This is a genomic window from Streptomyces thermolilacinus SPC6, assembly GCF_000478605.2.
Taxonomy (GTDB): domain Bacteria; phylum Actinomycetota; class Actinomycetes; order Streptomycetales; family Streptomycetaceae; genus Streptomyces; species Streptomyces thermolilacinus.
The window spans coordinates 192673-206380 of the sequence record NZ_ASHX02000001.1 but is presented as its reverse complement, the minus strand read 5'-3'; the positions used below and the strand labels follow the sequence as shown (position 1 = coordinate 206380).

At 73.3% G+C, this 13708-nt stretch carries 11 protein-coding genes; 6 read left to right on the top strand and 5 right to left on the bottom strand.

Annotated features, from left to right (window positions below; translation table 11 throughout):
• Window positions 1-146: 146 nt before the first annotated feature.
• Window positions 147-755 carry a M23 family metallopeptidase gene (locus J116_RS01015; RefSeq protein WP_023591230.1) on the top strand — a complete coding sequence of 203 codons (609 nt, stop codon included), beginning with the start codon at window positions 147-149 and terminating at the stop codon, window positions 753-755.
• Window positions 756-985: 230 nt separating this feature from the next.
• On the opposite strand, the gene J116_RS01010 is transcribed toward J116_RS01015, so the two are convergent.
• The 5 genes from J116_RS01010 to J116_RS00990 form a co-directional block, all read right to left on the bottom strand.
• Window positions 986-3889, bottom strand: a complete 2904-nt coding sequence (locus tag J116_RS01010) for an AfsR/SARP family transcriptional regulator (RefSeq protein WP_028964814.1) — start codon at window positions 3887-3889, stop codon at window positions 986-988.
• Window positions 3890-4088: 199 nt separating this feature from the next.
• Window positions 4089-4922, bottom strand: coding sequence for an ammonia-dependent NAD(+) synthetase (gene nadE / locus J116_RS01005; RefSeq protein ID WP_023591232.1), 834 nt, complete (start codon window positions 4920-4922; stop codon window positions 4089-4091).
• Window positions 4923-5140: 218 nt separating this feature from the next.
• Window positions 5141-7531 carry an ATP-binding cassette domain-containing protein gene (locus J116_RS01000; protein WP_023591233.1) on the bottom strand — a complete coding sequence of 797 codons (2391 nt, stop codon included), beginning with the start codon at window positions 7529-7531 and terminating at the stop codon, window positions 5141-5143.
• A gap of 131 nt (window positions 7532-7662) precedes the next feature.
• Window positions 7663-8079 (bottom strand): VOC family protein, encoded by a 417-nt coding sequence (locus J116_RS00995; protein WP_023591234.1) that lies wholly within the window; start codon window positions 8077-8079, stop codon window positions 7663-7665.
• A gap of 10 nt (window positions 8080-8089) precedes the next feature.
• Entirely contained in the window at window positions 8090-8509 is a 420-nt protein-coding gene (locus J116_RS00990; RefSeq protein WP_023591235.1) for a helix-turn-helix domain-containing protein, read from the bottom strand.
• Window positions 8510-9091: 582 nt separating this feature from the next.
• Here J116_RS00990 and J116_RS00985 point away from each other — a divergent pair.
• The 5 genes from J116_RS00985 to J116_RS00965 are packed head-to-tail and all read left to right on the top strand — an operon-like array spanning window position 9092 to window position 13653.
• Window positions 9092-10465 (top strand): nitroreductase family protein, encoded by a 1374-nt coding sequence (locus J116_RS00985; RefSeq protein WP_023591236.1) that lies wholly within the window; start codon window positions 9092-9094, stop codon window positions 10463-10465.
• Between the two features lie 5 nt (window positions 10466-10470).
• On the top strand, window positions 10471-11910 hold the full coding sequence (locus tag J116_RS00980) for a class I adenylate-forming enzyme family protein (protein ID WP_023591237.1): 1440 nt from the start codon (window positions 10471-10473) through the stop codon (window positions 11908-11910).
• 27 nt (window positions 11911-11937) lie between these two features.
• Window positions 11938-12201 (top strand): phosphopantetheine-binding protein, encoded by a 264-nt coding sequence (locus tag J116_RS00975; protein WP_023591238.1) that lies wholly within the window; start codon window positions 11938-11940, stop codon window positions 12199-12201.
• Window positions 12194-12910 (top strand): dihydrodipicolinate reductase C-terminal domain-containing protein, encoded by a 717-nt coding sequence (locus J116_RS00970; RefSeq protein WP_023591239.1) that lies wholly within the window; start codon window positions 12194-12196, stop codon window positions 12908-12910. Before J116_RS00975 ends, J116_RS00970 begins: the two co-directional genes overlap by 8 nt.
• Window positions 12907-13653, top strand: coding sequence for a class II aldolase/adducin family protein (locus J116_RS00965; protein ID WP_023591240.1), 747 nt, complete (start codon window positions 12907-12909; stop codon window positions 13651-13653). The genes J116_RS00970 and J116_RS00965 overlap by 4 nt, the downstream gene beginning before the upstream one ends.
• Window positions 13654-13708 lie beyond the last annotated feature (55 nt).

The window sequence follows — 13708 nt, the reverse complement described above, 5'->3', positions numbered from 1 at the left end:
CGATTCAATTGAATCCGGCCTTCTCGAGGGCCCCTGGCGGCAGCCGGACGCACCATCCCGGCGTCCGTCCGGCCCGCGGTTGTATGCGCTTTGTATGCCCTCCTCCTTCAATCGCCGCGTCATCTCGGCGAACCACGGGAGGAACCATGCAGAGACGCACCCGGCACGGCCGGCGGCTGCTCGCCGCCCTCAGCGGCCTGGCCGCGCTGATCGCGGCCGCGCCCGCCTCCGTCGCGACGGCCCAGTCGCCCCAGGGGACCTCGGCCGGGAGCGCCACGACGGCGAGCGCGGAGTCGACCCGGCCCGCGTTCCGCATGCCGTTCGTGTGCGGACAGAGCTGGCGCGGCAGCAACTGGCAGGGCCACAGCCCCGCCCACTCCATCGACTGGAACCACTACGACGCCAACGGCACCCCCGACGACCTCGGGCGACGCGTCCTCGCCAGCGCGGGCGGCACCGTCCTCTCCTCGTACTACTCGACCAGCACCGGCTACGGCAACACGGTCGTCATCGGCCACGGCAACGGCTGGCGGACCCGCTACGCGCACCTGAAGACGCGTGACGTGCAGAAGGGCGACACGGTGACCCGGGGCCAGCGCATCGGCACGGTCGGAGCGTCCTCCGCGCTGTACGACATCTCCCCGCATCTGCACTACGAGCAGATCCACAACGGCTCGGTCGTCGTCGCCGTCGTCCAGGGCGTCACCTGGTACGACTACCTGGTCCGCTACCAGACCAGTACGAACGGCTGCTGACCCGCCGCGGCCGCGCGCGCCGGACAGCGGGTACGGCGGCGAGCACCGGCCGCCGTACCCGCCGACGGCCCGGCACCCCGCCCCGTACCGCCGCCACACCGGCGGCCGCCCGCTCCCTCGCCCAGGGCACGACGCCACACCGTCCGTCGCACCCGCCGCGCCGCAGCGCGCCGTTCACCGGAGCGCCCGGAGCGCGCCGTTCACCGCGGGGCCGGAACCGTAGCCCCCGCTCACCGCAGCGCCCGCAGCTTCGCGTCCACCAACTCCGCCTGGTCGCGGGCGTCGAGGCGGCGCCAGGCCGACAGCGACCGGTGGAAGTAACGCCGCGCGGTCTGCTCCCGGCCGGTCGCGTGGTGCAACTCGCCCAGCAGGCACGCCACCCGTGCCTCCGCACGCCGGTCGCCGAGCTGCCGCTGCACCGCCAGCGCCCCGACCAGCAGCGCCGACGCCTGCCCCGCATCGCCCTGGCGCAGGCACAGTTCGCCGATGCTCTGCTGGACGTACGCCGCGCAGTGCGTGTCGGCCAGCTCGTCGAAGATCTCCAGCGCCCGCTCCAGCTCAGCCCGCGCCACCGCCGGTTCACCGCGCAGCTCGTGCAGTACGGCGATCCGGCGCCGCACCTGCGCCTCCCGGTGCCGGTCACCGGCCTCCCGGGACAGCGCCAGCGCGCCCGCCAGCCACGGCGCCGCCGCCCCGGCGTCCCGCCGCTCCAGCCACACGGAGGCGATCGCGTTGTGCGCCACGGCCTCGCCGTACCGGTCGCCCGCCTCTCCGAAGGCCCGCAGCGCGTCCGCGAACGCCTCCATCGCGCCGTCCGTATCGCCGGTCTCCCGCAGCACCGACCCGGTGCCGAGCCCGGCGAGCGCCGCGCCCGAGCGGTGCCCGACGGCGTCGAACAGGGCGCGCGACCGGTCGAAGGAGTCCCGCGCCTCGGCGTAGCGGTCCTGGTACAGGTGGAGCTGGCCCAGGTTGCGCAGCAGGGCCGCCGTACGGACGTCACCGGGCGCGGGCAGCGCGTCCAGGACGAGCCGGTGGGTGCGCAGCCAGTCCCCGTAGTAGCCGCGCATGTCGAAGAACCCGGCGAGTTCCACCGCCAGGTCGGCGGCGCGCGACGGACGGCCCAGGCGCAGCGCGGCCTCCACGGTGGCGACGAGCACGCGCCGCTCGCCCTCGAACCACTCCACGGGCCGGGCCCGCAGCGCGGCGGCGACCCCCGCGGCGGGCTCAGGCAGCGGCATGGGCTCGCCGAGGACGCCGAGGAACCGGGTGGGCATCGCCCCGTTGGCGCAGCGGGCCAGCGCGATGAGCGCGTCCACGACCTGGAGCCGCCGGGCGTCCCGTACCGGCGGCGCGTCGGCCTCCGCGAGTTCACGCGCGTAGATGCGCAGCAGGTCGTGCATGCGGTAGCGCTGAAGTCCGAGCGGGTCGGTGGCGGTCACCTCGACCAGATGCTCGTCGAGCAGCGTCTCCAACGGCTCCGGCGCCCTCGCCCGCGCTCCCGTGTCCCCGGCGGCGACCGCGACGAGCCAGCCGGGCACCGCCTCGCCCGGCAGCTCGCCGAACGCCCGGAACGCGGACGCCGCCCGCCCCGGCAGATGCCGGTAGCTCAGCTCGGCGCTCGCCCGCACCTCCAGCTCCCCGGTGCGCAGCTGGTCCAGCCGCCCCCGCTCGTCGTGCAGGAAGTCGGCGAGCGCGGCGACGGACCAGCCGGGCCGGTTCGCCAGCCGGGCCCCGGCGATGCGTACGGCCAGCGGCAGCAGCCCGCAGCCGGCGAGCACCCGGTCGGCGTCGGCGCCCGCGGCCCGCAGCCGCTCCTCCCCGATGATCCTGCCGAGCAGCGCCCGCGCCTCCTCGCGCCGCATCACGCCCAGCGGGCAGGAGTGGGCCGGGAGCGACGGCATCCTGCGACGCGACCCGACCAGCACCGCCGAGCCGCCCGTGCCCGGCAGCAGCGGCCGCACCTGGGCGCCCGACGCGGCGTCGTCCAGCACGATCAGCACCCGCCGCTGCGCCAGCCGGGAGCGCAGCAGCGCCGCCCGCTCACCGGGCCCGGCCGGTATCGCGTTGTCGATGACGCCCAGCGCGCGCAGCATCTCCGCGAGCACGTCCTCCGCCTCACGCGGCTTCCCGCTCATGCCGCCCAGGTCCACGAACAGCTGCCCGTCGGGGAACAACTCCCGCACCCGGTGCGCCACCCGCACCACCAGAGTGGACTTGCCCGACCCCGGCGGGCCCGACACGACGGCGACGACCGGCCGCCGCCCCGCCGACGACAGCAGCCCTTCCAGCGCGGCGACCTCGTCGTCCCGGCCGGTGAAGTCCGGGAGGTCCATGGGGAGCTGGCAGACCGGCGCCGAAGAGGCGGGGCGGCGCCGCGCGGGATACCCGTTGACCTCCTCGCCCGCCGCGCGGAGCGCCGCGCCGGGCGCGACGCCCAGTTCGGCGGCGAGGACGCGTTCGGCCTCGGCGTACGCGGCACGCGCGTCGGCGGCGCGCCCGGCGCCGTACAGCGCGCGGACGAGCATCTGCCACAGATCCTCCCTTAGCGGGTCCCGCGCGAGCCGCTCCCGCAGGTCCGCGACGAGCGGCGCGTACTCGCCGAGGCGCAGCCGCACCTGGAGGCACTCGTCGGCGGCGAGCGACCGCAGCTCCTCCGCGCGGGTCAGCGCCGGGTCCCACACGACGCTCGACGGCAGGTCCTGGAGGACGCCGCCGCGCCACAGGGCGAGCGCCGACTCGTACCCGCGCAGGGTCGCGCCGTCGTCGCCCCGGTCGCGGGCGGCACGGGCGAGTTCGAGGCGCTGTTCGAACAGCAGCAGGTCGTGGTCGCCGGGCGCCACGTCGAGGGCGTAGCCAGCGGGCAGCGTGCGCAGCCCGTCCGTCGCCACCCCGGCCGCCGCCAGGGCCCGCCGTAAACCGCGGACGTACGTACGGACGTTGGCGACCGCCGACCGGGGCGCCCCGCCCGGCCACAGCACCTCCGTCAGCACGTCGAGGGAGACGAACGAGCCGGGCTGGAGCAGCAGCGTCGCGAGCACCGCCCGGGGTTTCGGCCCGCCCAGCGGCACGGCTCCCGGCCCGCCGTGCCCTCGCACCCGGAGCGGCCCCAGCACGCCGAACACCGGCTCCCCCATCCGCGCGCCTCCGTGACAGTGCGTAACGGCCCGTGACTGCGGGACAGCGTAGCGGCGCGGAGGGCCGCCGAACAGCAGTTCAGCTTTCCCCCGCGAGATGGACACCGAGGCGTCATCTGCCCTCGACCACACGGGCGTCCACCGGGCACCCCGGCGGACGGCCGGCCGACGGGGGCGACCGGCACCCGGCGGTCTCAGGTCAGTGCGGAGCGATCGGCAGTCGCCGCTTGTGCTCGGTGAGGCGGTACCGGCGGACGATCGTGTCGAAGGCCCGCTCCTCGACCGGCTTGCCCTCCAGGAAGTCGTCGATGTCGTCGTACGTGACGCCGAGGGCGTCCTCGTCCGCCTTGCCCGGGGCGAGGGTCTCCAGGTCCGCCGTCGGCGTCTTCCACACCAGCTCGGCGGGCGCGCCCAGCGCGTCCGCGACGGCGCGCACCCGGCGCTTGGTCAGGCCGGTCAGCGGGACCAGGTCGGCGGCCCCGTCACCGAACTTGGTGAAGAACCCGGACACCGCCTCCGCCGCGTGGTCCGTGCCGACGACCAGGCCGTCGTGCGCCCCGGCCACCGCGTACTGGGCGATCATGCGCTGCCGGGCCTTGATGTTGCCGAGCACGAAGTCCTGGTGGTGGGCGTCGCGGAACGTCACCCCGCCGTCGAGCGCGGCCCGGAGCGCGGCGTCGCTCGCGGGCCTGACGTCCACGGTGAGCACGTGGTCGGCCCGGATGAAGGAGAGGGCGAGCTGCGCGTCGTGCTCGTCGGCCTGGACGCCGTAGGGCAGCCGCATCGCGTAGAACCGCGCCTCGTGCCCCGCCGCCCGGACCCGCTCGACCGCGAGCTGGCAGAGCCGACCGGCGGTGGTGGAGTCGACGCCGCCGCTGATGCCCAGCACCAGGGAGCGCAGCCCCGTGGAGGTGAGCCGCTCGGCGAGGAAGGACACCCGGCGCTCGATCTCCCGCTCGGCCTCGAAGACCTCCGCGACCTGGAGTTCCCGGGCGATCTCCTGCTGAAGGGCGATGGCCGCCGGTCCGCTCACGTCTGCTCCTAGTTCCCGCTCACGATGTGCTCCGCCCACCCTACCCAGCACCCGCGAGGCGCCCCGGGTCCGGACCCCGAAGCCCGCACGGGGCCCCGGCCGGACCCGGCAGCCCGTACGCCCTCACGCCGCGTGAAGCGCCACGGCATCCGTCGGAGCGCCCGACGACGGTGGCCGCCCGCCCCGTGACGGGACGGGCGGCCGGGTGGGGACCGGGGTCAGTGGCCCAGGTACGCCGCGAGGTGCTCGCCGGTGAGGGTGGGCCGGGTGGCGACCAGGTCGGCGGGGGTGCCCTCGTAGACGACACGGCCGCCGTCGTGGCCGGCGCCGGGGCCCAGGTCGATGATCCAGTCCGCGTGCGCCATGACCGCCTGGTGGTGCTCGATGACGATGACGGACTTGCCCGAGTCCACCAGCCGGTCCAGCAGACCGAGCAGTTGCTCGACGTCGGCGAGGTGGAGGCCCGTGGTCGGCTCGTCCAGGACGTAGACGCCGCCCTTCTCGCCCATGTGCGTGGCCAGCTTCAGCCGTTGCCGCTCGCCCCCGGACAGGGTGGTGAGCGGCTGGCCCAGGGTGAGGTAGCCGAGCCCGACGTCGGCCATCCGCTCCAGGATCCGGTGGGCCGCCGGGGTGTGCGCCTCGCCCGCGCCGAAGAACTCCTCGGCCTGGGCCACCGGCATCGCGAGGACCTCGCTGATGTCGAGGCCGCCGAGGTGGTGCTCCAGCACCGACGCCTGGAACCGCTTCCCCTCGCAGTCCTCGCAGGTGGTCGCGACCCCCGCCATCATCGCCAGGTCGGTGTAGACGACCCCGGCGCCGTTGCAGGTGGGACAGGCGCCCTCGGAGTTGGCGCTGAACAGCGCGGGCTTCACGCCGTTGGCCTTCGCGAACGCCTTGCGGATCGGGTCGAGCAGCCCCGTGTACGTCGCCGGGTTGCTCCGCCGCGAGCCCTTGATCGGGCTCTGGTCCACCGACACGACCCCCGCGCCGGCCGGGACCGACCCGTGGATGAGCGAGCTCTTCCCGGAGCCCGCGACACCGGTGACGACGGTCAGCACCCCGAGCGGGATGTCCACGTCGACGTTCCGCAGGTTGTTCGCCGTCGCGCCGCGGATCTCCAGGGCGCCGGCCGGCTCCCGTACGGTCTTCTTGAGCGCGGCCCGGTCGTCGAGGTGGCGTCCTGTGACGGTACGGGCCGCCCGCAGGCCCTCGACGGTCCCCTCGTACACGACCTCGCCGCCGCCCGTGCCCGCGCCGGGTCCGAGGTCCACGACATGGTCGGCGACCGCGATCACCTCGGGCTTGTGCTCCACCACGAGCACCGTGTTGCCCTTGTCGCGCAGCCGCAGCAGCAGGTCGTTCATCCGCTGGATGTCATGCGGGTGCAGGCCGACGGTCGGCTCGTCGAAGACGTACGTGACATCGGTGAGCGACGAGCCGAGGTGGCGGATCATCTTCACCCGCTGCGCCTCGCCGCCGGACAGGGTGCCCGACGGCCGGTCGAGCGCCAGGTAGCCGAGGCCGATCTCCACGAACGAGTCCAGGGTGTGCCGCAGCTTCGCCAGCAGCGGCGCCACCGACGGCTCGTCCAGACCGCCGACCCACTCCGCCAGGTCGCTGATCTGCATCGCGCACGCGTCGGCGATGCTGATCCCCTTGATCTTGGACGACCTGGCCGCCTCGGTCAGCCGCGTGCCGTCGCACTCGGGGCAGGTGGTGAAGGTGACCGCCCGGTCCACGAACGCCCGGATGTGCGGCTGCATCGCCTCCCGGTCCTTGGACAGGAACGACTTCTGGATCTTGGGGATGAGGCCCTCGTAGGTGAGGTTCACACCCTCCACCTTGACCTTGGTCGGCTCGCGGTGGAGGAAGTCGCGCATCTCCTTCTCGGAGAAGTCGCGGATCGGCTTGTCCGGGTCGAGGAAGCCCGATTCGGCGTAGAGCCGCACCGTCCAGAAGCTGTCCGACTTCCAGCCGGGGATGGTGAACGCGCCCTCGGAGATCGACTTGGAGTCGTCGTAGAGCTGGGTCAGGTCGATGTCGGAGACCGTGCCCCGGCCCTCGCACCGGGTGCACATGCCGCCGGTGCGCGAGTAGGTCGCCCTCACCGCCTTCTTGGCGCCCTTCTCCACCGTGATCGCGCCGCTCGCCCGGACCGAGGGGACGTTGAAGGCGTACGCGGAGGGCGGGCCGATGTGCGGTGTGCCGAGCCTGCTGAACAGGATGCGCAGCATCGCGTTGGCGTCGGTGGCGGTGCCGACGGTGGAGCGCGGGTCGGCGCCCATCCGCTGCTGGTCCACGATGATCGCCGTCGTCAGCCCGTCCAGCACGTCCACCTCGGGCCGGGCCAGCGTCGGCATGAAGCCCTGGACGAACGCGCTGTACGTCTCGTTGATCAGCCGCTGCGACTCCGCGGCGATCGTGTCGAACACCAGCGAGCTCTTGCCCGAGCCCGAGACGCCGGTGAACACCGTCAGCCGGCGTTTCGGGATCTCGATGCTGACGTCCTTGAGGTTGTTCTCGCGGGCGCCCTGCACACGGATGAGATCGTGACTGTCGGCGACGTGCGGCGCGGACGGCTCAGTCGCCGTCCTCGCGGCCCTGCTCATCGGTTCTCCATCGGTAAGGCCTCGGCCGGGTCCCCCGGGGTCCCCCGGGCGCTCGGAGCGCCGGGAACCCTCAAAGGCCGCGGCGGGATCGGCTGGTTCGGCGGGATCGGTGGTCGTCGTGACGGGCGGGGTCACGCGGTGCGGCGCTGCGTGAAGCGCAGCATGTTGCCCGCGGGATCGCGGAAGGCGCAGTCGCGGACGCCGTACGGCTGGTCCATCGGCTCCTGGAGCACCTCGGCGCCCGAGGCGCGGACCTTCTCGAACGTGGCGTCGCAGTCCTCGGTCGCGAAGATCACCCCGCGCAGCATGCCCTTGGCGAGCAGCTCGGCCATGGCCTGCCGGTCCGCCGGGGAGGCGTTGGGGTCGGCGAGCGGCGGTTCCAGCACGATCTCCACGTCGGGCTGCGACGGCGAGCCGACCGTCACCCAGCGCATCCCCTCGAACCCCACGTCGTTGCGCACCTCGAGGCCGAGCGCGTCCCGGTAGAAGGCGAGTGCCTTGTCGTGGTCGTCGACGGCGATGAAGCACTGCGAGAGCTTGATGTCCATGCGGCTTACGCTACGGCGCGGCCCCGGGCCTCGCTTCTCCATTCCTGACCGGTCGCGTGAAGATCTTCGCGACGCACGCCGGGATGGCCACGCCCGCGTCGTGGGAGCGCGCCCGGTACGCGCTGGGGCTCTCGCCCACCAGCTCCGTGAACCGAGAGCTGAACGACCCGAGGGACGTACAGCCGACCGCGAAGCAGACCTCCGTCACCGACAGGTCGCCGCGCCGCAGCAGCGCCTTGGCGCGCTCGATCCTGCGCGTCATCAGATAGCTGTACGGGGTCTCGCCGAAGGCCGCGCGGAAGCTCCGCGAGAAGTGGCCGGGCGACATGTGCGCCGCACGCGCCAGCGCGGGCACGTCGAGCGGCTCCGCGTAGTCGCGGTCCATCAGGTCGCGGGCCCGGCGGAGCCGAACCAGGTCCGACATCGTCATCCGGCCAGCATCCCACGACACGGGCGTCCGCCGCCGAGGAGCGCCCGCTCCCGACCGGTGTCCGATTTACAGCATTCAGTCGGTTGGGTGGGATTTATTAAACAGCTTTGTTTCAATGGTCTTGACCAATCCTCGGCCTGCTTGGCATGCTGGCGATGGCCGTAACCGATCATGCGTTCTCGTGGGGGCGAGGCGTTTCCCGGATACGTGCCACATTCCGAGACGGGGGGCCGGGCAGAAAATTTCATGCCGCGATCGACGCGGCAGGGCGGGCGGAAGGAACGTCACTCACCCGTCTCGCGATCCACACGCATCACCCCTGGTCAGAAGGCGGATACAAGTCCCGCAAGGGGATCGCTGCAACCGTAGATGGCATGCCCCTCACATTCCTCCGTGGTGCATGGGGTCCGCAATATCAGTGCGGAGAGTCCTGCCTGCCTCGTGTGCATTCCATGGACTGTCAGTGAATAGGAGGTTGCGTCAGACGTGCAAGGAAATCTGGTTACTCCGAAATCCGTATCGGTCGCCTGCGCGGAGCCCGAGCGTGAATCCCCGAGCCGCGCCGCCGACCTGTGGGCGAGGGTGGCCCTGCCGGCCGCGGCACCCGAGCCGGCCGCCGGACCCGTCGCCGCGCCCGGTCTGCGCCTCGCCCTGACCCTGCTCGACGAGGGCGTGCTGACCAGCCGCGCCAACCGTTCCTGCGGCTCGTACGCGGCCCGGGCGGTCCCGTCTGCCGGAGCCGTGTACCCGTACGAGTTCGCCGTCCTCGTCATGGAGCGCGGCGTCCCGACGGCCTTCCGGATCGACGCCGACCGGCGGACCTGCGCCCGGCTGGCCGCGGGTCCCCGTGTCGCCGCCGCGCTGGACGCGTCCATGCTGGCCGTCCCGGAGGATGGGGGAGCGCTCGTGGTCACGCTCACCCGGCCCTGGCTCTCGATGCGCAAGTACGGCGACCGCGGCTACCTCTACACGCAGCTCGACGCGGGGCACGCGGCCGGAAACCTCATCCTGGCCGCGGCCGGCCGCGGCGCCGCGGGGGCGCTGCGGCTGCGCTTCCCCAGAGAAGCCCTCTCGGAGCTGCTGGAGGCGGGCGAGAACTGTCGGGAGGTCCACTCCGCGATCCTGGTACCGGCCGGCCGGGCCGACGACGCGTCGTGGACCCGCTGGCGGGTGCACGACGACACCGACCGGGAGCTGCGCGGGCCCACCTGGCGGTCGTGGCTGGAGAGCACCTGCTGGGACTCCCTCGCCGGGTGGCCCGGGCACTCCGGCTCCCCGGCCCCGCGAACCGCGCCGGCACCACTCGCCCACGTCCGTACCGACCGGCAACTCCCCGAGCCGCGAAGCGGCTTGGGGGAGCCGTCCACATGGCCGGAGCTGATCGGGACGCGGGTCTCCAGCAAGGCGTTCACGGGCGAACCCGTCCCCGCCGCCGCCGTCTGGCAGGCCGTCTCGGCCCTGTCCACACCGCTGGAGACCGACCTTCCCGACAGCTCCCCGCTCTCCGCGACCCTGGTCCTGCGGGCGACGACGGAACCCGGGCAGGACGCCGTGTACCGGCTGAGGACCGGCGAGCGGCAGCCCGTACGGCTGCCGTCCACCGACGAGGTGGCCCGCGCCTGCATGCAGCAGCGCGCCCTCGCCGGGGCCGCCGCCATCCTGCTGCTGCACGTGCCGCGCACCTCGCTCGCCGGGGCGGGCTCGCCCGTGGACGCCGAGAACCTCCGCGAACTCGCCTTCCGCTGCGGCGCCCTGGGCCAGCTGCTCTACCTGGGCGCGAACCGCGCGTCGGTGGGGGTGACCGCCATCGGCGGATTCGACACGCCGCTGTGGCGCACGCTGGCCGGGCTGCCCGACGACCACGAGATCCTGTACGCCCTGCTGCTCGGCAGCCCGGACGACTCGGGCATCAAATTCGACCGGCTTGCCCTCGCGCACGCCCAGAACGAGCGGTGAGCCCGATGCGCGCCGTCCTTCCCGACGTCCTCACCGAAGCCCTCGCCCGCCACGGCGACCGCGTCGCCGTCACCGATGCCGACGGTTCCCTCGGATACGCCGAACTCGCCGACCGGGCCCGCGCCGCGGCCGACAGGATCGCCCGGCACGCCACCGACGGCGAACGGCTCCGGGTCGGCCTGTACGCCACCAACTGCGTGGAGTACGTGGTCGGTTACCTCGCGACGGTGTACGCGGGAGCGGTGCCCTTCCTGGCCGACTCGGCGTTCGGCCCGTTCGAACTCTCCCGCATCGCCGAGGACTGCGGCCTCGACCTGCTGATCCACGCCCCGAGCGCCGACGTACGGGACGTCGTGGACGAGAGCCTCACGGACGACGGCGAGTTCGGCTTCCTCACGGTCAGCCGGGTGCGCCGGTACAGCACCCCCCGCCCCCGGCTGCTGGACGACACCGAGGTGTGCCGCTTCACGTCCGGCTCCACCGGCCGACCCAACTGCATCGAGTTCTCCGGCGCGGCCGTGTCCGCGGCGGCCGCCAACTGGGTGAAGGGCACGGGCCTCTCGGCCGACGACCGGATCGCCTGCTTCGCCGCGCTCTCCAACGGCCTCGCCTTCAACACCTCGCTGCTCGCGGCGTTCCTGCCGGGCGCCTCCCTGCACCTGTCGCACGGCCTCCCCACCGCCTCCCGCGTCGTACGGCTCCTGGAGAGCACCGCCGCCACCCGGCTGGTGGCGTTCCCCGCCCTGTACGAGTCGATCGTGCGGCGCTCCCCGGAGGAGGGCTTCGCCACCGTCCGGACGGCCATCTCCTCCGGCGCCCCGCTGCGCGACACCGTGCGCGAGGAGTTCACCCGGCTCACCGGGGTGCCGATCCACAACTACTACGGCGTCGCCGAGACCGGCCCCCTGACGTACGCCGCCGACGGGAGGGGCAGCGGGCTCGGAGCACCCCTGCCCGGGGTGGACCTGCTCGCCGAGGAGCACGGCATCCGCGTCAGGAGCGAGTCGATGGGCTCCCGCTACCTCAACGCCCCCGGCGTGTTCGAGCAGCGCCTCGACGACGAGGGCTACTACCGCACGGGAGACCAGGGCCAGCTGCGCGACGGCGCCCTCCACCTGACCGGCCGCACGAGCCGGATGGTCAACGTGGGCGGCCGCAAGATCGACCCGATCGAGATCGCCGAAGTGCTGCGCACGGCCCACGGAGTGCTGGACGCGGTCGCCTTCGAGGCCGAGAACCAGCACGGCGAACCGACCCTTGCCGCCGTCGTCGCCACCGAACCCGGTGTGACCGCCCAGTCCCTGCGCACCCACTGCGCGGCGACCCTCCCCTCGTTCAAGGTGCCCGGAATCCTCCGGCTGGTGGACCGGATCCCGGCCAACTCGATCGGCAAACCGTCCATCGAACGCCTGCGACGCCTGCTCGGCGAGCCCCACAGCAACTGACCCCCTTTCGAGACACAGGAACCCCACATGGACAGCAGCGCTCTCCGTACCAAGATCCTCGACCTCGCCATCGCGGCGGGCGACGGCAGCGTCACCGCCGAGGAACTCGCCGAGGCCGGCTACTCGCTGCGTGACGTCGGCTACTCCTCGCTCTCCTACATGCGCCTCATCGACAGCATCGAGAACGAGGTCGGCGTCTACCTGGACCCGGAGGCCGCCATCGAGCACTACGAGACCATCGACTCCGTCACGGCGCTGGTGCTCGCCGGCGGAACGGGCACCGATGCCTGAGACACCCGCGGGCGACGGACCCACCATCGGGATCGTAGGCCTCGGGCGGCTCGGCTCGGCCCTCCGCGCGGTATGCCGCGACAACGGCACCCGGGTGGCGCTCACCGCCACCCGCCGCCGCGGCTGGGCCGCCGAAGCGGTACCCGACGTACTCGTGGACACGAGCGCACCCGAGGCTCACCCGCAGGTCCTCGACTACTGCGCCGCCCACCGCGTCCCGCTCGTCGCCTGCGTCTCCAACCTCACCGACACCCAGTGGAAGGCCCTGGAGGAACTGGCCGGAGCGGTACCGGTGGTCCGCGCCACCAACCTCTCCTTCGCCCACCACCTCCAGGTGCGCATCGCCGAGTTCACCGCCGCCCTCACCACGGGCCCCTTCGGCGCGACCACCACCGTCCGTGAGCGCCACCCGCTCGGCAAGGCCCACCGGCCGAGCGCCACCGCGCTGGCGCTGGCCGACACCTGGGCGGGCGCGAGCGGCCGGGCGGTGGCCGACATCGCCGACGAGCGGGCCGGACTGCCGGTCAGCGAACACGAGCTGACCCACACCTGGGACGGCGAGTCGCTCCACGTACGGCATCACGTCGGCAGCTGGACGGTCCCGGCCCGGGGCGCGCTCGCCGCCGCCCAGTGGGCCCGCACCGCGCCGCCCGGCCTGGTCACCATGCGGACCGTCTACGACGAACTGACAGCGAGGAACACGGCATGACCACCGATGCACCGCGTCCGCTGAACCCGGCCGAACACCGGCTCGTCCGCCAGGTGGCGATCGGCGCCCGGATGCTCTCGCTCGACGGGCACGACGATTTCAACCAGGGCCAGATCTCCGCCCGGATACCCGGCACTGACGAGTTCTTCATCAAGGGCGCCCTGGTCGGCTTCGACGAGGCCACCCCGGCCGACGTGGTCCGCTGCTCCGTGGACCACACCCTGCCCGCGCCGCCCCTGGCACCCCCGGAACTGCCGCTGCACCAGGCCATCTACCGGGCCCGGCCGGACGTCAACGGCATCGTCCACAGCCACGCGCCGTACACCCTCCTGTTCGGCGCCACCGACCTGCCGATCCGCCCGGTCTCGCACGACGGCGCCTACTTCCGCGACCGCATCGGCCTGTTCACCGAGACCAGCAACACCGTCCTGGACATCGGGACCGGCCAGCACATCGCCAAGGACCTCGGCGAGCACCCGGCCGTCCTGCTGCGCAACCACGGCGGAGTGATCGTCGGCAAGAGCGTGCGCCACGCCTCCGTCCTCGCCCAGGTACTGGAACGGGCCTGCCGGCTCCAGCTGACCGCCGAGAGCACCGGCGTCCCCTACACCTGGTCCACCGACCAGGACGTCGCCGCCAAGCAGGACTTCATCTACGCCGACCTCTCCGTCCGCTCGTACTGGGACTACGCCGTCCGCCGCGTCGGCCGGCACTGGCCGGAGACCGCCGGCTGGGCCGCCTGACCCGTCCCACCGCCCCGGCGGGCCCGCCCCGCCCACCCCACCCGACACGCACGGA